22 protein-coding genes, 1 pseudogene and 1 riboswitch are annotated in these 21,738 nt (G+C 75.3%); of the genes and pseudogenes, 9 read left to right on the plus strand and 14 right to left on the minus strand.

Annotated features, from left to right (window positions below):
- Nucleotides 1-6 precede the first annotated feature (6 nt).
- Complete coding sequence (locus tag PV364_RS13240; RefSeq protein ID WP_319660103.1) at nucleotides 7-1,494, minus strand: cellulose-binding domain-containing protein; 1,488 nt, start codon at nucleotides 1,492-1,494, stop codon at nucleotides 7-9.
- A 322-nt stretch (nucleotides 1,495-1,816) separates the two neighbouring features.
- Nucleotides 1,817-3,067: an MFS transporter gene (locus PV364_RS13245; RefSeq protein WP_319660104.1), complete on the minus strand. Its 1,251-nt coding sequence runs from the start codon at nucleotides 3,065-3,067 to the stop codon at nucleotides 1,817-1,819.
- 160 nt (nucleotides 3,068-3,227) lie between these two features.
- Here PV364_RS13245 and PV364_RS13250 point away from each other — a divergent pair, with 160 nt between their 5' ends.
- Nucleotides 3,228-3,989 carry a hypothetical protein gene (locus tag PV364_RS13250; RefSeq protein WP_319660105.1) on the plus strand — a complete coding sequence of 254 codons (762 nt, stop codon included), beginning with the start codon at nucleotides 3,228-3,230 and terminating at the stop codon, nucleotides 3,987-3,989.
- 9 nt (nucleotides 3,990-3,998) lie between these two features.
- Here the strand turns inward: PV364_RS13250 and PV364_RS13255 are convergent, their stop codons facing one another.
- On the minus strand, nucleotides 3,999-4,529 hold the full coding sequence (locus PV364_RS13255; RefSeq protein WP_319660106.1) for a YceI family protein: 531 nt from the start codon (nucleotides 4,527-4,529) through the stop codon (nucleotides 3,999-4,001).
- 83 nt (nucleotides 4,530-4,612) lie between these two features.
- Here PV364_RS13255 and PV364_RS13260 point away from each other — a divergent pair, with 83 nt between their 5' ends.
- The gene (locus PV364_RS13260; RefSeq protein ID WP_319660107.1) at nucleotides 4,613-5,122 is read left to right on the plus strand and encodes a MarR family winged helix-turn-helix transcriptional regulator; all 510 of its coding nucleotides are present in this window, start codon (nucleotides 4,613-4,615) and stop codon (nucleotides 5,120-5,122) included.
- A 10-nt stretch (nucleotides 5,123-5,132) separates the two neighbouring features.
- Here PV364_RS13260 and PV364_RS13265 read toward each other — a convergent pair whose 3' ends face one another.
- The 4 genes and pseudogenes from PV364_RS13265 to PV364_RS13280 form a co-directional block, all read right to left on the minus strand.
- Nucleotides 5,133-5,894, minus strand: coding sequence for an ABC transporter ATP-binding protein (locus tag PV364_RS13265; protein ID WP_319660108.1), 762 nt, complete (start codon nucleotides 5,892-5,894; stop codon nucleotides 5,133-5,135).
- A complete protein-coding gene (cbiQ, locus tag PV364_RS13270; protein WP_319660109.1) occupies nucleotides 5,882-6,643 on the minus strand; it encodes a cobalt ECF transporter T component CbiQ in 762 nt (253 codons plus the stop codon). The genes PV364_RS13265 and cbiQ overlap by 13 nt, the downstream gene beginning before the upstream one ends.
- 3 nt (nucleotides 6,644-6,646) lie before the next feature.
- A pseudogene (locus PV364_RS13275) lies at nucleotides 6,647-7,662 on the minus strand (energy-coupling factor ABC transporter permease).
- Between the two features lie 147 nt (nucleotides 7,663-7,809).
- Nucleotides 7,810-8,373, minus strand: a complete 564-nt coding sequence (locus PV364_RS13280) for a histidine phosphatase family protein (protein ID WP_319660110.1) — start codon at nucleotides 8,371-8,373, stop codon at nucleotides 7,810-7,812.
- 149 nt (nucleotides 8,374-8,522) lie between these two features.
- Nucleotides 8,523-8,590: riboswitch (cobalamin riboswitch) on the plus strand.
- Between the two features lie 60 nt (nucleotides 8,591-8,650).
- On the opposite strand from PV364_RS13280, the gene PV364_RS13285 reads away from it, so the two are divergent.
- The gene (locus PV364_RS13285) at nucleotides 8,651-8,872 is read left to right on the plus strand and encodes a CbtB domain-containing protein (RefSeq protein WP_319660111.1); all 222 of its coding nucleotides are present in this window, start codon (nucleotides 8,651-8,653) and stop codon (nucleotides 8,870-8,872) included.
- A gap of 193 nt (nucleotides 8,873-9,065) precedes the next feature.
- On the opposite strand, the gene PV364_RS13290 is transcribed toward PV364_RS13285, so the two are convergent.
- From PV364_RS13290 to PV364_RS13305, 4 genes are all read right to left on the minus strand, one after another.
- Nucleotides 9,066-10,310: a Tm-1-like ATP-binding domain-containing protein gene (locus PV364_RS13290; RefSeq protein WP_319660112.1), complete on the minus strand. Its 1,245-nt coding sequence runs from the start codon at nucleotides 10,308-10,310 to the stop codon at nucleotides 9,066-9,068.
- A gap of 40 nt (nucleotides 10,311-10,350) precedes the next feature.
- Complete coding sequence (locus tag PV364_RS13295; protein WP_319660113.1) at nucleotides 10,351-12,501, minus strand: SpoIIE family protein phosphatase; 2,151 nt, start codon at nucleotides 12,499-12,501, stop codon at nucleotides 10,351-10,353.
- A gap of 341 nt (nucleotides 12,502-12,842) precedes the next feature.
- Nucleotides 12,843-13,613, minus strand: coding sequence for a DUF4118 domain-containing protein (locus PV364_RS13300; protein ID WP_319660114.1), 771 nt, complete (start codon nucleotides 13,611-13,613; stop codon nucleotides 12,843-12,845).
- A 64-nt stretch (nucleotides 13,614-13,677) separates the two neighbouring features.
- Nucleotides 13,678-14,202 (minus strand): universal stress protein, encoded by a 525-nt coding sequence (locus tag PV364_RS13305; protein ID WP_319660115.1) that lies wholly within the window; start codon nucleotides 14,200-14,202, stop codon nucleotides 13,678-13,680.
- Nucleotides 14,203-14,450: 248 nt separating this feature from the next.
- Here PV364_RS13305 and PV364_RS13310 point away from each other — a divergent pair, with 248 nt between their 5' ends.
- On the plus strand, nucleotides 14,451-14,822 hold the full coding sequence (locus PV364_RS13310; protein ID WP_319660116.1) for an SAV_915 family protein: 372 nt from the start codon (nucleotides 14,451-14,453) through the stop codon (nucleotides 14,820-14,822).
- Nucleotides 14,823-14,835: 13 nt separating this feature from the next.
- Complete coding sequence (gene lysA / locus PV364_RS13315) at nucleotides 14,836-16,185, plus strand: diaminopimelate decarboxylase (protein ID WP_319660117.1); 1,350 nt, start codon at nucleotides 14,836-14,838, stop codon at nucleotides 16,183-16,185.
- 58 nt (nucleotides 16,186-16,243) lie between these two features.
- Here lysA and PV364_RS13320 read toward each other — a convergent pair whose 3' ends face one another.
- From PV364_RS13320 to modA, 3 genes are read right to left on the minus strand one after another with little or no spacing between them, the layout of a single operon-like run.
- Entirely contained in the window at nucleotides 16,244-17,293 is a 1,050-nt protein-coding gene (locus tag PV364_RS13320; RefSeq protein WP_319660118.1) for an ABC transporter ATP-binding protein, read from the minus strand.
- Entirely contained in the window at nucleotides 17,290-18,114 is an 825-nt protein-coding gene (locus tag PV364_RS13325; RefSeq protein ID WP_319660389.1) for an ABC transporter permease, read from the minus strand. The genes PV364_RS13320 and PV364_RS13325 overlap by 4 nt, the downstream gene beginning before the upstream one ends.
- 11 nt (nucleotides 18,115-18,125) lie before the next feature.
- Entirely contained in the window at nucleotides 18,126-18,968 is an 843-nt protein-coding gene (modA, locus tag PV364_RS13330) for a molybdate ABC transporter substrate-binding protein (RefSeq protein WP_319660119.1), read from the minus strand.
- Nucleotides 18,969-19,142: 174 nt separating this feature from the next.
- On the opposite strand from modA, the gene PV364_RS13335 reads away from it, so the two are divergent.
- The 4 genes from PV364_RS13335 to PV364_RS13350 all read left to right on the plus strand — a co-directional run bounded on the left by PV364_RS13335 (nucleotide 19,143) and on the right by PV364_RS13350 (nucleotide 21,415).
- Nucleotides 19,143-19,619 (plus strand): molybdopterin-dependent oxidoreductase, encoded by a 477-nt coding sequence (locus tag PV364_RS13335; RefSeq protein WP_319660120.1) that lies wholly within the window; start codon nucleotides 19,143-19,145, stop codon nucleotides 19,617-19,619.
- Nucleotides 19,620-19,657: 38 nt separating this feature from the next.
- Nucleotides 19,658-20,092, plus strand: coding sequence for a MazG nucleotide pyrophosphohydrolase domain-containing protein (locus tag PV364_RS13340; protein ID WP_319660121.1), 435 nt, complete (start codon nucleotides 19,658-19,660; stop codon nucleotides 20,090-20,092).
- Nucleotides 20,093-20,192: 100 nt separating this feature from the next.
- Nucleotides 20,193-20,993 (plus strand): VOC family protein, encoded by an 801-nt coding sequence (locus tag PV364_RS13345; RefSeq protein WP_319660122.1) that lies wholly within the window; start codon nucleotides 20,193-20,195, stop codon nucleotides 20,991-20,993.
- A 26-nt stretch (nucleotides 20,994-21,019) separates the two neighbouring features.
- Entirely contained in the window at nucleotides 21,020-21,415 is a 396-nt protein-coding gene (locus PV364_RS13350) for a DUF1992 domain-containing protein (RefSeq protein ID WP_319660123.1), read from the plus strand.
- The last annotated feature ends 323 nt before the right edge of the window (nucleotides 21,416-21,738 follow it).

The following is a 21,738-nucleotide window of genomic DNA, read 5'->3' on the forward strand; positions in this document are numbered from 1 at the left end:
GCGTGCTCAGGCCGTGCAGCGGGAGCCGTCGAGGGAGAAGGACGCGGGATCGGCGTTGCCCGAGTACCGGGCGCCGATGAAGCCGAAGGTCGCCGAACCGCCCGTGCCCAGCGAGCGGTTGTAGCCCTTGGCGCGGACCGTGACCGACCCGCCCGACTGGTGGAAGTCCGCGTCCCACATCTGCGTCACGCGCCGGCCGTCGGGGAACGTCCAGTCCAGCCGCCAGTCCGACCGCGGGATGCGGGTCGTGACGGTCACCGCCGCCTGGAAGCCGCTGTCCCACTCGTCGACCAGGGTGTACGTGACGGAACACGTCGCCGCGGGGGCGGAGGGCGAGCCGTGCGGGGACCGCGCGGGCGGGGCGGCGTCCGACGGGCGGCGGGCCGGCACGGCGGGGATCGTGTGCTCCGCGGCGGACGGCTCGGCGTCACCGGGGAAGGACGCGCCGTCGGAGGGGTCCTGGGTCCCGGCCGTCGCGGGGGCACTGGGCACACCGGGTCCGGGCAGCGGGGGCAGACCTCGGTCGGTGCCGCCCTGCGGGGTGGGCGCGGCGGAAGCGGCCCGCGGCGCGGAGTCGTCGGCCGTCACCAGGACCGTCAGCCCGACCACGGCGGCCAGCAGGCCCGCGACGACCACCACGGCCATCCGGCCGCCGGGCAGGTGCCCGCGGGCCCGCCCGGCCGGGCGGGCGGTGCGGCGCGGCGGCCTGCGGTCCGCACGCCGCAACGGCGGCTGCGCCCCGCCGACGCGGGTCGCCTGCCGGCGGGCCTCCAGGTACGCCGGGCCCGCCCAGCCCAGCACGCCCTCGGCGAGCGCTTGCGCCAGGGCGTCGCCGTCGCCGTGCGGGGTCAGGCAGACCACCGCCTTCGCGCAGTCCGGGCACCGGTCGAGGTGCCGGCGCAGGTCCTCCGGCAGCGCTTCCTGCGGCAGGAACCTCGCCGTGTCCAGCAGCCCGGCGTAGCCTCCGCACTCCTGCGTCGGGGGCTCCGCCATGTGCGTGCGCAGGCAGTACTCGCGGAAGAACTCGCGCGCGCGGTCGGTCTCCTCGGGGGTGACTGCCGGGTGGCGCTCCACCTCCGCGTACCAGAGCGTCTCCGCGGCCCGCTCGGGCATCGCCCGCAGCCCGCGCAGCGCCAGCGGCTCCGGGCGCCGCGCCCCGGTGCGGGCCCGGCGGGCGGCACGCTCGGCGTTCAGCCAGATCCGCAACTCGGGCTGCAGGCTGTCGCCGTCGCCGGCGGCCGCCCAGTGCGCGGTGGTGTCCCGGACGGCCGTCAGCAGGAACGGCAGGCAGGGCAGCCCCGCACCACCGGTACCGGTACCGGGCGCGTGCGCCGTGTACGGCTCCTTGGCCGCCGCCAGCCCGCGGTCGAAGGCGTCGGCGGCCAACCGATCGCCGGCCTCGCGGGTGAGGGTGCACAGCTGCGCGAGGCAGAGCACTTCCCCCCAGTACTCGGACAGCAGGACGGCCTCGGGGACCGGGGCTGCGGGGGTCATGGAGCGGGGGACCACCCTTCGGCGTCGGGGAGGCTGCGCCTTTGTGGTGCCGGGAGCCTTTCACGCTTCCTGCACAAGCAGCAAGACGCGATGTCCCTTGCGTGCAGGGGGTGTTGATGCAGCTTTGACGGGATGCGCGACGTCCGTGCGCGCGCAGGACGGCCCGTGGTGCGGCGCCCGAGGCCACCGCGCCGCCCCCGACGCGGATCGGCGGTGCCGAGGGCATTCGCAGTGCGACGCGGCGCCCACCGGGACCCGCACGCCGTCCGGTCGGCGCGTGCGCCGTTGGTGTGCGGTGCCGAGGGCGGGCCCTCCCGGAGCGTCACGCCGTTCCGTCGGCGGGGGCGGAGGTGGGAGCGGCGGGGCGTGGGAGGGCGGTGCGGATGGCCGGGAGGGTCAGGACCGCGGCCACCGCGCCGAGTTGCCAGACGGCGCCGAAGCCGAGGACACCGGAGGTGCCCAGGAGCACCGACAGCGGCCCGGCGGCGGCGAGGCCGACGGGGCCCAGGGCGAACGCGCCGAAGGCGCCGTACGCGCTGACGCGGGCGACGGCCCCGGGTGGGACCTGGGACTGGGTGACGGTGGCGTAGAGGGTTGCGCAGACGGACGAGCCGATGCCCGCGGCCAGCGCGCCGGCGCAGACCCACGGCAGCGGCCACCCGCCGGCGAGGGCCGCCGAGGGCAGGGCCCAGCACACCGTGGCGGCCGTGGCGACGAACAGCGGCCGGCGGGGCCTGCGGCCCAGCATGGCCGTGCCGCCGGCGACCGCGCCCGCCCCGTACAGCGCCATGACCAGGCCCCACGAGGTCGCCCCGCCGAGGCGGCGCTGGGCGACGAGGGGGCCGAGGACCAGGAACGGCGCCCACACGAAGAGGTTGAACAGGCAGACGTGGAGGGAGGTGACCCACAGCCAGGTCCGGGAGCGGAACTCCGTCCAGCCCTCCCGCAGGTCGGTGAGGAAGGAAGCCGCGGGTCCGGCGGGTCCGGCCGTACGGGGCAGCAGGAGCAGCGCCGCGACGCTGACGCCGTAGCTGGCGGCGTCCACCGCGAACACCGCCGACGCGCCCGCGGTCGCGGTCAGCACGCCGGCGAGCGCGGGCCCGGCGACCGACGCCGCCGAACGGGCCACGCCCAGGAGCGCGTTGCCGTCCGACAGCGCGTCGCCCCGCACGATGCGCGGCACGAGCGCGTCGAGCGCCGGGGTGAACAACGCCTCGGCGGCGCCCCAGACGACGACCAGCGCCGTCAGCGTCGCCAGGTGCGGTGCGCCGCCCAGCAGGGCCAGGGCCAGGCCGCCCTGGGTGAGGCAGCGCGTGATGTCGGCGGTGAGCATCACCCGCCGGCTGCCCCAGCGGTCGCTGAGGACGCCGCCGGCGAGGAGCACCAGGACCAGCGGCAGGATCCGGGCGGTGAGGACGAGGCCGAGTTCGGTACCGCCGCCACCGTTCTCCAGCACGGCGAACGCCAGCGCGACCGACGCCATCGACGATCCGAGCAGGGACGTGGCGTAGCCGGTGAAGAAGCGGCGGAAGTCGCGTTCCCGCAGCACAGCGGGGCGGAAGTCGAAGGCCATGGGCGCAGCGTGCAAGGGCCGTCGGCCGACACGCCAGAGCGGCGGTCGAAATTATTGAGTCGGGTCGAATCAACTTATGATGGATGCGGTTGCGGACGGCAGGTCATTTACTGCGGTCCGCGGGCCTTGGTGAGGGTGCGCAGCGACAAGGGGGTGGGGCATGAGCCGTCCCGTGGAGTACGCCGTCGCCGTCGACCGGTATCTCGCCGCCACGGGCCTGGGCACCGGCTCCCGCCGGGTCTACCGGATCGCCCTCGCCACCTGGGCGTGGGGCCTGGTCGACCGCGCCGCGCCCCTGGGGCGCGGTCGGCGCAACGCCGCGCCGCCCGCCGTCCCGCTGGCACTGCTCGACACACCGCAGGCCGCGCGGCGGTTGCGCGAGGCCTTCGCCGCGCGCTCCGCGGCGGTCGGCGCCCGTACCGCCAACCGCGAACTGTCCGTGCTCGTCGCCGCCGTGACCTGGTGGCGGGCGCAGGGCTGGCTGACCGGCGACCCCGTGGACGGCCTGCGGGCGCTGCCCCTGCCGGGGCCGCGCGACACGGGGGGCGGCCTCGACGCGGACCGCGCGCGGGAGGTGCTCGGCCTGCCGGCCCCCTTGCGCGAACAGGCCCTGTGGCATCTGCTCCACGACACCGGGGCGTCCATCGAGCGGGTCCTCGCCCTGGACGTCGACCACCTGGACCTGCCCGGCCGCCGTACCCGTGAGCGCCTCGGCGGCACGCCGCTGCGCTGGGGTGAGGCGACGGGGCGGCTGCTGGCGCTGCTGACACTGGGGCGCGTCGCCGGGCCGGTGTTCCGCACCGGCCGGGGGCGGCTGTCCTACCGCCGCGCGGCCGAGGTCTTCACCGCCGCCACCCGCCCGCTCGACCCGGGCGGGTGGGGGTGGACGCTGCGGGACCTGCGCGGCCCGGGGCGGCGGTGACCCGCGGCGTCAGCCGCCGTGGGTGAAGCGGGCGACGACCGTGAGCGTCGCGGGGCCCTTGATCATGCCGAGCCGGTTCCAGGTGAGGCCGAAGTCGGCCCGGTCGACGACGGCTTCGACGGTGAGGACGACCGCGTCGGGGGAGGCGGTGTCGGCCCGGCCCGTCAGAGCGAGCGGGCGGGTGGTGCCGCGCACGGTCAGTTCGCCGTCGACCGCGAGGGCGCCGTCCGCGTCGGCGGTGACCCGGCGGGCGGTGAAGACGATCGCCGGGTGGGCGGCGACGTCGAAGAACTCGGCGGACTTCAGGTGGGTGTCCCGCTGGGTGTTGCCCGTGTCGAGAGAGGCGGCCTCGATGGTGAGCGTGCCGTGTGCGGTGCCGTCGGGGGCGAGTTCGCCGCTGCCGGCGACGGTGGCGAAGGCGCCCTTGACGGTGGCCGCGTTCCACATCGTCTTGTGCGTGAGCCGGACCGAGGAAGCCGCGGGGTCGAGGACCCACGAGCCCGTGCGCGGGCCGGCGGGGGTGGTGGACGAGTCGGTCATGGGGGAACCGCATCCTTTGATTGCTAGCCAGATATTAAGTAGCTGGTTAGACAATAACGGGCATTGGTACCCTGGGCAATGTGATGACGGAGATCCATACGGGGGCGGACGGCGGGGTGACCTGCCCCGGCACCGCGGACCTGGAACTGCTCGCGCGGTGGGACGGGTTGCAGTCGGGCTTCCGCCGCGTCACCGATCAGCTGCTGGCGGACGTGGAGGCGCGGTCGGGGCTGGCCCCGTCCTCGTTCCAGGCGTTGTGGTTCCTCATGACCACACCGGAGCGCTCCGCGCCGATGAACCAGCTCGCGGGAACCCTCGGCTTCACGACGGCGGGCACCACCAAGGTCGCCGACCGCCTCACGGAGGCCGGCCTCATCGAACGCCGTCCGTGCCGGAGCGACCGGCGGGTCACGCTGGCGGCGCTCACCGAACGCGGGCTGGAGGTGGCGGCGACGGCCGCCCGCGCCCTCGCCGACGCGCTGCGGGAACGCGTCGTCGCCCCCCTCGGCGGCACGGAGCGCTTCGCCGCGCTCGCGGACGCGGTCACCGCGGTCGACCCGGAGCCGCCGGGCCGTCCCCCGTGCGGCGCCTGAGCACAAGCCGTCAGATGCCTGTCGCGACCGAGCGCGGGTCGAAGCCGAAGGGCAGCTCCAGGCGGTGGCGGCGCATCAGGGCGTCGTCGGACAGCAGTTCCTGCGTGCGGCCGTCGGCCGCGATGACGCCGCCGCTGAGGATCACCGCGCGGGAGCACAGTTCCAGGGCGTAGGGCAGGTCGTGCGTGACCATCAGCACCGTGACGTCCAGCGACCGCAGGATGTCGGCGAGTTCGCGCCGCGAGGCCGGGTCCAGGTTGGACGAGGGCTCGTCGAGGACGAGGATCTCCGGCTCCATGGCGAGCACGGTGGCCACCGCGACCCGGCGCCGCTGGCCGAAGGACAGGTGGTGCGGCGGCCGGTCGGCGAACTCCGCCATGCCGACCCGCTCCAGTGCCCTGCGGACGCAGGCTTCCAGCTCGGGGCCGCGCATCCCGGCCGCGGCGGGTCCGAAGGCGACGTCCTCGCGGACGGTCGGCATGAACAACTGGTCGTCCGGGTCCTGGAAGACGATGCCGACCCGGCGGCGGATCTCCGCGAGGTGCCTGCGGTCGCCGACCGGCAGGCCCGCGACGGTGACCGTGCCCGCGCCCGCCTCCAGGATGCCGTTGAGGTGCAGGACGAGCGTGGTCTTGCCGGCGCCGTTGGGCCCGAGCAGGGCGACCCGCTCGCCGCGGCCGATGGTGAGGTCCACGCCGAACAGCGCCTGGTGGCCGTCGGGGTAGGCGTAGGCGAGGCCGTCGACCTCGAGCGAAGGTGTCACACGAACCATCCCATCAGACAGACCAGCAGCGCGGCGGCCGGGAGCGCGGCCGCGTACGACCACTGGGCACGGGACGCCGTGACGTCGTCGATCACCGGCATGCTGCCGGCGTAGCCGCGGCTGACCATGGCCAGGTGGACGCGCTCGCCGCGTTCGTAGGAGCGGATGAACAGGGCGCCCGCGGACTTGGCGAGCACGCCCCAGTGGCGCGGGCCGCGGGCCTCGAAGCCGCGCGAGGCCCGGGCGACGCGCATGCGGCGCATCTCGTCGGTGATGACGTCGCCGTAACGGATCATGAAGGAGGCGATCTGCACCAGCAGCGCGGGCAGCCGCAACCGCTGCAGCCCGAGCAGCAGTTCGCGCAGTTCGGTGGTGGAGGCCAGCAGCACCGACGCGGCGACGCCCAGGGTGCCCTTGGCGAGGATGTTCCAGGCGCCCCACAGGCCGTTCACGCTCACGGACAGCCCGAGCACCTGCGTGTGCGGGCCCTCGGCGACGAACGGCATCAGGACGGCGAAGGCGACGAACGGCACCTCGATCAGCAGCCGCCGCAGCAGGAAGCCCGCGGGTACCCGGGCCACCGCCGCCACCGTGGCCAGCAGCACCGCGTACAGGCCGAAGGCCCACACCGCGGTGCGCGGGGTGGACACGACGACCAGGACGAAGCAGAAGACCGCGGCGATCTTGCACTGCGGGGGCAGCGCGTGCACCCGCGAGTGCCCGTGCCGGTAGAGCCGGTGTGCGTGCCCCGCGCCCATCCGTCAGGCCTCGTCCGCGCGCGGCCGGCGGCGCACGACCCAGAAGACGCCGCTGCCGAGCGCGAGGGTGGCGCCGACGCCCAGGATCCCGGCGAGACCGCCGGACAGCCGGGGGTCGCCGACGTCCTCGGTGCGGTAGTCCGCCAGCGGCGAGTCCTTGGCCGCGTGCTCCTCGGTCTTCTTGTCGATGCCGTGGTCGGCGGCGACCTTCTCCAGGCCGTCGGGGCTGGACGACGCGTAGTAGCTGACGAATCCGGCGAGCACCAGGGCGGCGATCAGGCCGGCGATCCACAGCGGCCGTACGCCGCCGCGCTTGGGGGTGGTGGTCACGGCCGCCATCAGACGGTCGCCTCCTTCAGCTCCAGCGGACGGCGCAGGCCACGGGCGCCGTGGACGAGATCGGGACGGACGGCGATCACGGCGCCCACCGTCGCGGCGGTGATGAACGCCTCACCGATGCCGATGAGCACGTGGACGCCGACCATGGCGGCGAAGACCTTGCCCAGGGGGACGTCGGTCGTGCCGCCGAGCGCGTAGATCGCGGTGAAGGCGACCGAGGCCGCGGGGACGGAGAGCAGGGCCGCCGCGAAGGCCGCGCCCGTCACCGAGCCGCGGGTGCGGGGCAGCACCTTCACCAGGCCGCGGAAGACCGCGTAGGCGACGACGACCGTCACGATCGCCATGTCCGTGATGTTCACGCCGAGCGCGGTGAGCCCGCCGTCGGCGAAGAGCACCCCTTGGATGAGCAGCACCACCGACACGCACAGGACGCCGGTGAAAGGGCCCACCAGGATGGCGGCCAGTGCGCCTCCGAGGAGATGGCCGCTGGTGCCCGCCGCGACGGGGAAGTTGAGCATCTGCACGGCGAAGATGAAGGCGGAGACGAGTCCGGCCAGTGGCGCGGTGCGCTCGTCGAGTTCGCGCCGGGCACCGCGCAGGCTCACGGCGACGGCCGCCGCCGCCACGGCCCCGGCCGCCACCGACACCGGGGCGTCGATGAATCCGTCGGGTACATGCATGAGGTGCTCCGCTTCGGAGTCGGCCTGCTCGAACGCCTCATCATACGGCCTTATTGCAACATGGTTGCAAGAGCCTGGGACACGCGAAAACGTTCCCCTCGCGTGTACCGGTGGCCGCGACCGGATCGCCTTCACGGCGCCGGTCGTTCAGGCCAGCGGCCGCCCCGCCGTCAGGTTCCAGCGCCCGGAGCGCCCGCTGAATTCCGTCGCGGTGAGCGGCGGGACGTCGATCCGCCAGAACGCCGGCTCCGGCACGCCCAGTGCCCGTACCGCGCACGCCCGGACGATCTCCGGCTCGACGACGGCGACCACCCGGCCGGTCGCGGCCGCCAGCGAGTCCAGCCAGGCGCCGACCCTTGCGCACAGGTCGCGCAGCGACTCCGCGTCGTGCGGCGCGGCGTCGGGGTCGGAGAGCCAGGCCGCGACCGCGTCGGGCTCCTCCGCGCTCACCTCGGCCAGCGTGCGGCCGCGCCAGCGCCCCAGCGCCCAGCCGTCGGGGGCCTCCTCGGTGCCGGCCAGTCCCAGCGCCGCGGCCGTCGCCCGGCAGCGCGCCGAGGGCGACACCAGGACCCGGCCGGCGGAGGGCAGGTCGCCGGCCACCGCGCGGGCGGCCACCAGCGCGCTCTCGTCCGGCGGCACGTCGTCGTCGAAACGGGCCTCGCGCAGCGCGGCCGTCACGACCGGCGAGATCAGGGTCACCCGGGTGGTCATGCGCTCTCCTCCGTTGTCCGCGGGGCCGCCGCGCGGCCCCCGGCAACCCTTCCACGCCAGGTCGCGCCGCCAACGGGGGCGCACCCGTGTGCCCTTGGCCGTTCGGCCGGACCGCGGTACCGTCGCGAGGACGAACACGACGGCACGGCGGAAGTCCGGTGGGAATCCGGCACGGTCGCGCCACTGTGAGCCGGGCACAGCGCCGGGCGAGTCAGACCCGCAGCCGTCGACATCGCTCCACCGACCGGGACGCGCGTTCCCACCAGGAGGTCACACCATGGCGCAGTCCGCCGTCCAGCCCGCCGTCGCACCCACCGCCGTCCCCGCCCCGCTGCCGATCGGCGCGATCGCGCCGTGGGCGGTCTTCTTCGGCGTCCTGATGCTCGTCGTCCTCTACTTCGTGGGTGCCGAGCAGGGCGCGACCTCGCTCATCTCCGGCGAGAACGTGCACGAATGGGTGCACGACGGGCGTCACCTGCTCGGCTTCCCCTGCCACTGAGCGGGCGCGGCCGGCCCGGCCGACCACCCGTTGTCGCCGCCCCCGCCCGGGGCGGATCTTTCCCGGCGTGTCCCGTGGGACCGCCCGCGGCGAGGGCGGGGCCGACACCCCACCCGCGCTGCCACCGTGTGCACGCCGCGGGCCGCTGCCGTGGCAACCCCCGCCGGTCGGGCAGGTGCCCGGCCTTCGGCGTTCAACGGGTGGCGCGGGCCGGGCCGTTCGCAGTGACCAGGGTGTGCAGCCGGTCGGCGGCGGTGCGGCCGAAGTCCGGGTCGTTGAGGTGCGTGTCGTACGCGGCCAGCTCCACCCGGCTGCCGCGCAAGCCCTCGCGCAGCGCCGTGAACAGCACCTCGTCGACGGACGGGTCGTGGTACGGGCCGCCAGGGGCGCCGAGGGTGGACAGGCCGCGCAGCGGGAGCAGCAGGGCCGCGGGACCGGTCGCGGCGCGCAGTTTCTCGGCGACCTGGCGGCCGAGCGCGGCGCACTCGGCGGCGCTGGTGCGGATGACGGTGACCGACGGGTTGTGCACGTGGACGTGGCGGGACCGGAAGCGTTCGGGCAGCGAGGCGAGCGGCCCGAACTTGACCATGTCCAGCGCCCCCGGGCTCACCACCTGCGGCAGTCCGGCGCGGCCCGCCGCCCGCAGCCGGTCCGGGCCCGCCCCGAAGGCGCCGCCGACCAGGTCGTCGGCGAGCTCGCTGAGCGTGAGGTCCAGTACGCCGGCGAACATCCCCTGCGCGGCGAGGGTCTCCAGGGAGCGGCCGCCCGACCCGACGGAGTGGAAGACCAGTACCTCGTAGCCGAGTTCGGTCAGCCGCTGCCGGGCGGCGTCCACGCCCGGGGTGGTCACGCCGGCCATGCTGGCCGCGACCAGCGGCCGGTCGTCCGCGGGCGGCGGCGCGTCGGTGGCGTACCCCGTGGCCATGGCGGCGATGGCGTCGGCCGCGTTCGCCAGGATCGGCGCCGAGACGCGGTTGACGCCCGCGATGTCGACGACGCTGTACATCATCGCGATGTCGGCAGCCCCCACGTACGGCGAGACGTCGCCGGCCGCCATCGAGGACACCATCAGCTTCGGCACCCCCAGCGGCAGGGCGCGCATCGCGCGGGTCGCGATCGACGTACCGCCGCTGCCCCCGATGGCCAGCACACCGTGCAGCCGCCCCTGTTCGTGCAGTCGGCGCACCACCTCGGCCGCGCCCTCGGCCATCGTCGTCACGGCGGTGCCCCGGTCCCCCTGGGCGCGCAGCCGGGCGAGATCGGCGCCCGCCGCGCGGGCGACCTCGACACGCGGTATGTCGGGGGGCACCAGGGGCTCACCGGCGACCCCGGTGTCGATGAGGACGACCTCCACGGCGCGCCGCAGCAGGCGCTCGCGCAGCCATCCGTACTCCACACCCTTGGTGTCCAGCGTTCCCAGCAGCGCAACCACCGGCATGGATCACAGTGTTGGGGGCATCGGCGGATGTGACAAGGCCTCATGCCGCCGGCATGCGCCGCAGCAGCAGGAGCGCGGTGTCGTCCACCCGGTGCTCGGAGGCGCCGTCGAAGTGGACGAGGGTCTCGGCGAGCCGGTCCAGCGGACCCTCGCCGGCGGCGGACAGCGCGCCGGCGAGACCGGCGATGGCGGTGTCCAGGTCGGTGCCGGGGCTCTCGACCAGCCCGTCGGTGTAGAGCGCGAGCACTGCCTCCGGTGGCAACGGCACCTCGGTGGTGGGGTATTCGGCGTGCGGGTCGATGCCCAGCAGCAGCCCCGGCGGGGTCGTGAGCACCTCGGTACGTCCCCCGGGGTGGCGCAGCAGCGGTGGCGGATGACCGGCGCTGGCCAGCCGTGCGATGCCCTCGGCGAGGTCGAGGTGTACGTACAGGCAGCTGGTGAAGAGCCCGGTGTCGAGCTCGTCGAGCAACCGGTTGGTGCGGGCCAGCACCTCGTCGGGCGAGGCGCCCGCGGTCGCGTGCGCGTGCACGGCGGTGCGGACCTGGCCCATCAGCGCGGCGGCGTTGACGTTGTGGCCCTGGACGTCGCCGATGACGGCGGCCGCGCAGGTGCCGTCGAGCCGGATCAGGTCGTAGAAGTCGCCGCCGATGTCCATGCCGCTGGTGGCGGGCAGATAGCGGGCGGCGACCTCCAGACCGGGCAGCGAGGGCAGCGTGTGCGGGAGCAGCGCGGCCTGGAGGCCGTGGGCGAGTCGGTGCTTGGCGTCGTAGATGCGGGCCCGGTCCAGGGCCTGTGCGATGAGCGCGGTCAGCGAGGCCATGGCGCTGCGCTCGTCACCGCGGAACGGGCGCGGATGGTCGTAGCCGAGGATGCAGCAGCCGACCGGGCGGCCCGAGGCGATCAGCGGCAGCAGGGCCCACGCCGACTTCCGCAGGGAGCCGGTCAGCCCCGGGTACGCCCGCAGCAGTTCCTCGGGGGAGCTGTAGAACCGGGGCACCCCGGTGAGCAGGGCCCGGCTCGCCGGGGTCAGCCGCGAGCCGAGCGGGGTGCCGTCGAGCGCGGCCATCGCCTCTTCGTCGTAGCCGCGATGGCCGATCACCCGCAGCCGGCCGCCCTCCGCGACGACGAGCACGAAGCCGTCCGCGCCGAACGCCGGCGGGAACAGGTCGGCCACCAGCTCGACCACGTCGCGCACCCCGACCGCCTCGGCGAGCGCGCCGGCGAGCTGCATCAGGTGGTAGATCGCCGTGACCCGGTCCGGTGCCGCGCCGGCCGCGTCCTTCCGGCAGTTCCCGGGGGCCCGCGGCGCCGGCTCAGGACGGTGGTCGGTGGGGGAGATCCGCACGCTCACCCCGGTCCTGTCCGGGTAGAGCTGGAAGAGCAGCCAGTGGTCGGGGGGCCGCCGGGCGATGAACGACGTCGGCTGCCCGCTGAGCACGGCCCCGCGGTAGCGGTCCTCGTGCACCGCGTCGTGCAGCCAGGGCAGCACCTGCCACGGCAGGGCGCCGAGCAGCACCCCGGCGGACTCGCCGAGGAGCAGTTCGGCGTGGCCGCTGACGTAGGTGATCCGCCCGCTCTGGTCCAGGGCGCACCCGCCCTCCGGCAACCGCCGTGCGAAATCGGCCGCCGCCTGCGCCTCGTCCGGCGCCGCCCGCGCGGCGCCGGGCCGGTCCAGCACCCGCGGCAGCGGGCCCGGACGGACCGGGTCGCCGGCCGACTCCGCGTGCTGCAGGTGCTCGCACATCACGTCGCACGCGCGGCCGATGACGGCGTGCTCGATCCCGGCCGGGGGCTCGGGATGGGAACCGGGCCAGATCAGCATCAGCGCGCCGCGCACGAGGTGCGCGGCGTCCTGCAAGGGGGCGGCGGCCAGGGCCAGGTCGTACGGCAGCACCAGCGCGGTCTGCGGGTAGCGCTCCGCCAGCTCCTCCCGCGTCCCCAGCCACACCAGGCGCCCGGTGCGCACGGCGTCCGCCACCGGCGCCGAACGGTTCAGGGCCATCCGGGCCCACGGCGTCGCCAGCTCCCGCGGTGCCCCGGTCAGCACCTCCAGGCCCAGCCCCCGCCCTTCGGGCAGCACCAGGAAGACCGCGCCGATGTGCGCGTTCGTGGCGCGCACGACCTCGGCCAGCGTCTCGTCCAGCTGCTCCCGTACGGGGGCGGTCACCACCATCGCGGGCCCACCGTCCATGCCGATCGGCTCTCTAAGGGGACGATACGCCTCATTCCCCCCTCGGCACCCGCCGAGCCGCCGCACCGGCGCCGCGGGCGCACCTTGGGGGCGAGCGGGGCCGGGGCGATGAGGTCGATGGCGGTGGCGGGAGGGAGGCGGTGCTCACGCGGTCGATGGGGTGGGGCGCTGGGCACCGTCGGCCACGTACGGGACGGGGCGTCTCGGGCGGCGGTCGAGGCGCGGGCCCGTGCAGGTGATCAGGAGGTCGTGGGACTCCGGCCGGGTCCGCGAGTGCGGTGGCGTGGGCGTATCGGGCGGCGGCTGAGGCGGGGCCCGGGCGGTCGCGTGCCGGGCGCGGGTTACGACGGGTGGGTCGTCGGGGCCGGGGCGATGAGGTCGATGGCGGTGCCGACCTGGTCGGCGAGGGTGACGGCGACCAGGCGGGCCTGGGGGGAGGGCACGGCGCCGGGGGTGGGGCGGAGCATGAAGCGGCCGTGGAAGCGGCCGTTGTGGAAGACCCGGAGCTCGACCTCCGTGTCGGGCAGGCCCTGGCGGTCGGCGTTCCAGGGGTGGCGGCCCCAGAAGATCGTGCCGTCGGCCTCGAGCCGCGGCGGGTGGCCGACGAGCGTGCCGTACTCGAAGCGGTAGCCGCGCAGTTGCAGCAGGCTCACCAGCTGGTCGCCGACGTGCTCCACGACCCGGTGCGGGGAGGGGGCGCACTGGGCGAGCCGGGCGGTCTCGTGGATGCGGGCCAGGTGGTCCGCGTCGGTGACCACGACGACTTCCAGTTGCCGGGTCCTGGCGGCCAGTTGGGAGACGGCCAGCCCCACTGCGAGCAGGAGCAGGGCGGTGGCGATGTCGCCGGGCCCGGCGATGGTGAACCGCCCGTAGGGCGGGGCGAAGAAGAAGTCGAACCACGCCGCTGCCGACAGCGCGGCGACGGCTCCGGCGACACGGCTGCCGAGAACGGCCACGGCGACCACCGCGACCACCAGGACCAGGGCCACGAGCGGGGCGGCGATGCCTGTGCGGAAGGGCAGCAGCACCGCGCTGACGGCGAGCGGCAGCAGGACCGCGGCCGGCAGGGCGAGCCTGCGCAGGAACGGGGACAGGGACGGATTACGGAGCACGGCCCTCACCTGATTCGGCTGGTCGGGACGGATACCCCCCCCCGCGGACCCCCCCGCGGAACGGTCAGACGGGCCCGGCGGCCCGCAGCGGCAGCCGCCGGGCGTTGCGGCGGCTCACGGTCTCGAAGAGCTCCTGGAGCGACGGGCGCGGCACGGTCAGCACCGGGCAGGCCGCGTCCCGTACGCACCGGTGGGCCACCGAGGGCGACAGCAGCCGGCGCAGCAGGCCGGTGCGCCCGGCGCCGACGACGAGCAGGTCGTCCTCGCGGTCCGCGACGTGCACCAGGCAGCGGGCCACCGGGCCGCGGGCGACGAGCGCCCGGACCGGCAGGCCGGCCGGCGCACCGCCGAAGGCGTCGTCCATCGCGGTCAGCAGCCGTGTCCTGGCCTGGTCCTGCCCCGCGCTCAGCAGCGGCGGGCACGGGTGGCGCCGGTAGGCGAACTCGCCGCCGGCCGGCTCCCAGGCGTGCACCACGACCAGCACCGCATCGCCGCGGCGGGCCTCGGCGGCCGCCCGGTGCAGTGCCGCGAGACTGCCCAGCGAACCGCTCACCCCCACGACCACGCGGCGGTATCCGGCGTCTTCCATACCCCCATGGAAGCGCCGTCCGCGTCCGCGCGCGGGGGCTCTTGTCGTCGCCCTGTCGCCGCCGCCACGGCCCTTGACGCTTCCCTGACCGTGCCGCCAGCGCACCGTCAACGCTTGGCCCGCGGACGTCAACGTCGCATCAGGGACGGGCCCGGACCCGCACGTGCCGGGCATAGCGTCAATGCCTGGCCACGGACCACATCCGGCCCGGGCCCACCGTCACGAACGAACCTCACAGGAGGATCGCGATGAGCGAGACATGGTGCGGGGACGACCCGGAACCTTCCGAACCCGTCCCGGCCGGACACCCCAGAGGGGAGACGCTGTTCGTCCCCGTCCGGCCGGGTCCCGCCGGGTGCGTCGCGAGAATGTTCCGCACGCCCCTGGGCGGCCGTACGGCCGTCGCCTTCACCAGTGAGGAACGCCTGGCCGCCACGCTCGGCGCCGGCCAGGAATGGATCAGGCTCGGCGAGCCCGCGCTGCGGGCGCTCGCCGAACCGCTGGGGGTGACCACCCTCACCGTGGACCCGCAGTTCGCCGCGCCCGCCGTGGGCGCCACCGCGGACTGGGACCCGCGGGCCGTGCACACCGCCGACCACCTGCCGCTGCGCATCGGCTGAGGAGCGTCCTGCCATGACCATCTCTGAGACCACCGCCTTCACCGCGCTCGCCGCAGAGGGCGTCGACACCGGGCTGTCCGTCTGGCCGGCCTCCACCCGCACCGCGCCGCACGGCGAGCTGTCGGTGGGGGGCGTCGCCCTCACCGAGCTCGCCGAGCGCTTCGGCACCCCGGCGTACGTCCTCGACGAGGGCGAGGTGCGTGCCCGCTGCCGCACCTACCGGGCCGCGTTCCCCGACGCCGACGTGCTGTATGCCGCCAAGGCGTTCCTGTGCCGGGCGATGGCCCACTGGGTCGAGGAGGAGGGCCTGGGCCTGGACGTCTGCTCGGCCGGAGAGCTCGAACTCGCCGTCATCACCGGCTTCCCGCCGGAGCGCATCGTGCTGCACGGCAACGCCAAGAGCCCCGAGGACCTGGCCACCGCGCTGCGCCTGGGGGTGGGCCGCATCGTCATCGACAGCACCGGGGAGATCGCCCGGCTGGCCGCCCAGGTCCCGGCCGGGTCCCGGCAGAAGGTGCTGCTGCGGGTGGTGCCCGGCATCGCGGCGGGCGGTCACGCCGCGGTGCGCACCGGCACCGACGACCAGAAGTTCGGGCTGTCGCTCGCCGACGGCTCCGCGCAGCACGCGGTGGCCCGGGTCCTGGACCAGCCGCGTCTCGAACTGGTCGGCCTGCACTGCCACCTCGGGTCGCAGATCTCCAGCGTCAAGCCGTACCTGTCCGCCGTGCGGCGGCTGGTGGGGCTGCTGGCCGGGATCCGCCGCCAGCACGGCGTCGCGCTGCCCGAACTGGACCTGGGCGGCGGCCACGCGGTGGCCTACCGGCCCGGCGAGGCGGCGCTCGACATCACCTCGCTGGCCGCCCGGGTGCGTGGCGAGCTCGCCGCGAGCTGCGCGGCGGCCGGGCTGCCGGTCCCGCGGCTGACGGTCGAGCCCGGCCGCGCCATCGCCGGGCCCGCGGGTGTGGCGCTGTACCGGGTGCTGTCGGTCAAGCGCACCGGCGGCCAGGTCTTCGTGGCCGTGGACGGCGGCATGAGCGACAACCCGCGGCCCGCCCTGTACGGGGTGCGCTACGCGCCCCGGCTGATCGGCCGGCACTCCACGGAGGAGCCCGCGCTGGTCACCGTCGTGGGCCGGCACTGCGAGGCCGGCGACGTGCTGGCCTCCGCGGTCCCGCTGCCCGGCGACATCCGGCCGGGCGACCTGCTGGGTGTGCCGGTCGCGGGCGCGTACCACCTGTCGATGGCCTCGACGTACAACATGGTCGGCCGCCCGCCGGTGGTCGCCGTGGACGAGGGGCGGGCGCGGCTGCTGGTGCGCCGCGAGTCGATGGAGGACTTCCGCAGGCGCGACATCGGCCTGTGAACGGTTCCGGCCGGCCCCGGCGGTGCCCGGCCGGTGTGCCCCGGAGGGGCCGCCCGGGTCACGCCGGATAGGCGTGCACCTGGGCGGCCTTGACGGTGGCCCAGACCTCGGCCCCCGGGTGGAGGTCGAGTTCGGCCGCGGCGGCGGTCGACAGGTCGGCGGCGAGCGGGAGTCGGCCGTCGACGTCGACGCGGATGCGGTCGCCCCGGGACTCCAGGCCGACGACCCGGCCGTGCCACAGGTTGCGGGCGCTCGCACCGGCGGGCCGTTCCCGGTACAAGGTGACGGCGTCGGGCGGGAACGCGGCGAAGGCCGGTCCCGTCAGGTCGTCGGTGGTGGTGATCGCCGGTCCCCCGGCGAGCGTCACGACGCGGCCTGCGGCCTCACCCCGGTAGAGGTTGAGCCCCACCAGGTGGGCGATGTAGTCGGTGCGGGGACGGCGGGCGACCTCGGCCGGGGTGCCCTCCTGCACGGCGCGGCCGTGCTCGATGACCACCAGCCGGTCGGCCAGCACCATCGCGTCCAGCGGGTCGTGCGTCACCAGTACCGCCACGGCCTCGAAATCCGCCAGGTGGCGCCGGAGTTGCGAGCGCACCTCCAGCCTGGTGCGGGCGTCCAGCGCGGCCAGCGGCTCGTCCAGCAGGAGCAGCCGCGGGCGGGTCGCCAGCGCGCGGGCCAGGGCGACGCGCTGTGCCTGCCCGCCGGACAGCCGCCTTGGTCGGGCCGCGGCGTGCTCGGCCAGTCCCATCCGCTCCAGCCAGGCCGCGGCCTCGGCGCGGGCCCGTGCCTTCGACAGGCCCCGGCAGCGCGGACCGAAGGCCACGTTGTCGAGGGCGGACAGGTGCGGGAAGAGCAGGTAGTCCTGGAACACCACGCCGACCGGGCGGGCCTCGGGCGGCGTTCCGTCCAGGTCCGTCCCGTCCAGCCGCAGCCGTCCGCCGGTCAGCGGCGTCAGACCGGCCAGGGCGCGCAGCGCGGTGGTCTTGCCGGCGCCGTTGGGCCCCAGCAGTGCCAGGACCTCGCCGGGGGCGGCGGTCAGTCGTACGTCGAGCCGGAACGTGCCCAGGTCGACGACGAGTTCGGCCCGCAGGCCCTGGGCGCCGTTCATGCGGCCGTCATCCATCGGTCGCGCAGCCCCGCGAGGACCGCGACGGAGACGACGAGCAGCACCAGGCTGAGCGCGATGGCCGCCGCGGGGTCGCTCTGCAGGGCCAGGTAGACCGCCAGCGGCATGGTCTGGGTGCGGCCGGGAAAGTTGCCCGCGAAGGTGATGGTGGCGCCGAACTCGCCGAGCGCGCGCGCCCACGCCAGCACCGCGCCCGCGGCGATGCCCGGCGCGATCAGCGGCAGGGTGACCCGGCGGAACGCGGTGAAGCGGGAGGCGCCCAGCGTGGTGGCGGCCTCCTCGTAGCGGGGGTCGGCGGCACGCAGTGTGCCCTCCACGCTGATCACCAGGAACGGCATGGCCACGAACGCCTCGGCGACGATCACCCCGGTCGTGGTGAACGGCAGGGTGAGCCCGAACCACTGGTCCAGGTACCGCCCCGCGATGCCGTTGCGGCCCAGCGCCAGCAGCAGCGCCACACCGCCGACGACCGGGGGCAGCACCAGCGGCAGCGTCACCAGCGCCCGCACCATGCGGCGCCCGGGGAACTCGGTGCGCGCCAGCAGCCAGGCCAGGGGCACGCCCAGCACGAGGGTCACCGCGGTCGCGGAGGTGGCGCAGACCAGGGACAGCCGCAGCGCCTGCCACACCCCGGGGCTGGTCAGCTGGTGCGGGAGGTCGCTCCACGGCGTGCGCACCAGCAGTCCGGCGAGCGGCAGCGCCAGGAAGGCGAGGCCGATCAGCGCGGGCAGCAGCAGGGGCAGCGGCGCCGGGGAGCGGTGACGGCGCGGCCGGGCCTTCACGGGGCCGGCCGCGCCGTCCAGGACGTCGTCCGTCACGGGTTGAGGAAGCCCGCGGCGCTCAGCACCTCGGCGCCCCCGGGCGACTCCACCAGGGCGATGAAGGCCTTGGCGGCGTCGGCGTTGGGGGCGTCCTTGAGCAGCACGATGGGGTAGTCGTTGACGACCTTGGCGGACTCGGGGAACTCCACGCCCTCCACCTTGCCACCGGCGGCCTTCACATCGGTCTTGTAGACGAGCGAGGCGTCGACCTCCTTGAGCTCGACCTTGGTCAGCGCGCTCTTGACGTCCTGCTCGTAGGAGACCGGCGTGAGTTTCAGGCCGCCGGCGTCCAGCGCCTTCTGGGCGGCGGCCCCGCAGGGCACCTCCTTGGCGCACAGGGCGACCTTGAGGCCGGGGCCGGTGAGGTCCTTCAGGGCGTCGATCTTCTTGGGGTTGCCGGGGACGACCGCGATCTCCAGCTGGTTGCGCACGAAGGTCTCCGGTTCCCCGGAGGCGTCCTCGGCGTCGGTGACGATCTTCATCGTCTTCGGGGAGGCGGCCGCGAAGACGTCGGCCGGGGCGCCGGAGGTGATGCTCGCGGCGAGCGAGTCGCTGCCGCCGAAGTTGAAGGTCACCTTCGTGCCGGGGTGCGCCGCCTCGAACTGCTTGCCCAGCTCGGTGAAGGTCTCCTTGAGGGAGGCCGCGGCGAAGACCGTGACCGTGCCCTTGAGGTCGTCGGCGGGCGAGGCCGCGGCGTCCGAGGCCGACGGCGCGGCCGACGACGAGGCGTCGTTCGAGTCGTCACCGGAGGAACAGGCGCTCAGGGCCAGCAGCACCGCGGTGCCTCCGACGGCCAGCTGCAAGGTCCGGGTCCGGCGGTGCACGGAACGGTTCATCACGTGGTCATTCCCCCTCGGTAAGCGGTCGCGCCTGCGCCGATGATAGTGCCGCAGGTGCGGCCCTGATGGTCCCTGACGCATTGCATTAGCCAGACGATTCGACAACTGATCACGTACGTGCGTTTCCGCTGGGGGCCCTCGTGGGTACCGTGGTACAGGAGGTGCATGCCGGTGACCGCGCCCGTTCCCGCGCCGCCGCAGCTCGCCGGATTCGTGCTGAGCGGCGACCTGGCCCGCCCCGCCTCGCTCACCGTGCGTGACCTGCGTACATGGCCGCAGCGCGAGGCGCGGGTCAGCTTCGAGTGCGCCACCAGCGGGACGCAGCACCACCGGTTCGAGGGGCCGCTGCTGCACGAGGTGCTGTGCGCCGCGGGGCCCGCCTTCGACCCGGCCCGGCGCAAGGACCGGCTGCGCTTCCTCATCGTCGTCACCGGCGCCGACGGCCATCACGCCCTGCTGTCCTGGGGCGGGATCGACCCCGACTTCGGGCGGGCCGCGGTGCTGCTGGCCACCCGCATCGACGGCACACCGCTGGACGGGAGCGGCCCGCAACTGGTGCTTCCCCAGGACCGGTGCGGGGCACGGCACATCAGCGGCATCACCGCGATCCGGGTGGACGGCCGGTACGCGGGCGCCGCGGCGGCCTGATCCTCCGGGCACGGCGGGCACGGATTACGATCGGCCGGATGCACTCCTCCTCTTCTGCGTCCCCCGCCTCCCCCGCCTCGCCTTCCGGCCTCGTCCGCGAGTTCCACACCGCTTTCGGCCTCGACGTCCGCTCGGCGCCCGCGGAGATCTCCCCGGCGCACGCCGCGCACCGCCAGGACCTGCTGGCGGAGGAGGTGGCCGAGGTCGCGGAGGCCTCCGCCGAGGGATCGCTGGCCCACCTCGCGCACGAGCTGGCCGACGTGGTCTACGTCGCGTACGGCACGGCGCTGGTCCACGGCATCGACCTGGACGCCGTCATCGCCGAGGTGCACCGCGCCAACATGTCCAAGCTGGGCCCCGACGGCCGGCCGACCCTGCGCGCCGACGGCAAGGTGCTCAAGGGCGAGCACTACCGTGCCCCGGACGTCGCCGCGGTGCTGCGCGACCAGGGCTGGTCGCCGCGCGAGGCGTAGCGGGCGGCCCGCGGCGGCGGGCGGCGCGGCGTCCCGCGCCGCTTCCGGGCCCTGGTGTCACGCTGGAAGGATCAGGGACGGACCCCGCGAAGGGAGCGCCATGATCACCACAGACTTCGTCCCCGGGTCGCCGTGCTGGGTGGACCTCGGGGCGCCGGACGTCGATGCCGCGGCCGCCTTCTACGGGGCCGTCTTCGGCTGGGCCTTCGAGCGGTTCGCCCTGGAGGGCGGCGACTTCGGCCTTTTCCGGCTGCACGGGCGGACGGTGGGCGCGGTCGGGGAGCTCACCGAGGAGGGCGCCCGGCCCGCGTGGATGATCTACTTTCGCGCCCTCGACGTCGAGGTGACCACCTGGGCCGCGATGCGGGCGGGCGGCTCGGTGCGGCGGGAGCCGGCCGACGTGCGGGACGAGGGCCGGCTGGCACAGCTCACCGACCCGCTGGGCGCCGAGTTCGCCGTGTGGCAGCCGGGCGGGACGCGGGGTTTCGGCGCCGCCGACCAGCCGGGTTCGCTGTGCTGGACCGAGCTCTACACGACGGACGCGGCGGCCGCGAAGGAGTTCTACGGCTCCCTCTTCGGCTGGAAGACCGACGACATGCCGCTCCCCGGCGGGGGCGGGGGAACGTACACCGTGATCACGCCCGCGGGGGAGAGCCAGGAGCGGATGCAGGGCGGGCTGATGGAGATGGCCCCCGAGTTCCTCACCCTCAACGGCGGGCGTCCCTACTGGCACCCGGTCTTCGCCGTCGAGGACTGCGACGCGGCCGTCGCTCGCGTCACCGGCAACGGCGGCTCGCTCCAGATGGGCCCGGAGGACGCCGAGGGCGTCGGCCGGCTGGCGGTCTGCCTCGACCCGGCGGGCGCGGACTTCGTCCTGCTGGACCCGGCACCTGCCGCCTGAGCGGGACCTGCGGGAGAATCGTGGGCATGACGGAGCGCAAGCCACCCGGTGTCCCGTTCGAGTCGTGGGTCGACCACCAGATCCGCGACGCCACGGAACGCGGCGCCTTCGACGATCTGCCCGGGGCGGGCAAGCCGCTGGCCTCGCTGGACGAGCCCTATGACGAGCTGTGGTGGATCCGGCGGAAGATGGCCCAGGAGGGCCTGGCCGCGCTGCCGCCCGCCCTCGTGCTGCGCAAGGAGGCGGAGGACGCCCTGGCCAAGGCGCGGCGCGCCCCGTCGGAACGCCTGGTCCGGGCCATCCTGGACGGCGTCAACGACAAGATCCGCGCGGCGCTGCGCATGCCGCCGCCCGGTCCGCCGCTCGGGCTGAGGCCGTTCGACGTCGAGCAGGTCGTGGCCGAGTGGCGCGAGCAGCACTGATCCGGGCGTGCCTCGGGCCCCCGGGCGCCCCGGGTGCCCGTGGCCGGGCGCGCTGACCCGCTGCCTGGGGCCGGAGGGGCGTGCGGAAGTACCCGGTCGGGGCCCGGGCCGTCGCGGTGCCGCAGGCGATCCGCGCGAAGGCGTCGGCCGGGTCGCCGGGCATCCCCGGCCCCGCGCGGGGATTCGCGGCGGAGCGCGTGACGGGCGGCGACGGACCGCCGTCCCGGCCGCGGACCGGGCACGGCGAAGCCGGTGCGCCGGAGGGTGGCCTCGATCATGTCGCCGGGCCGGGGCCGACGAGGTACGGGGGTGCCGGCACCCGC

Source organism: Streptomyces sp. MI02-7b (assembly GCF_033793585.1).
Classification (GTDB): Bacteria; Actinomycetota; Actinomycetes; order Streptomycetales; family Streptomycetaceae; genus Actinacidiphila.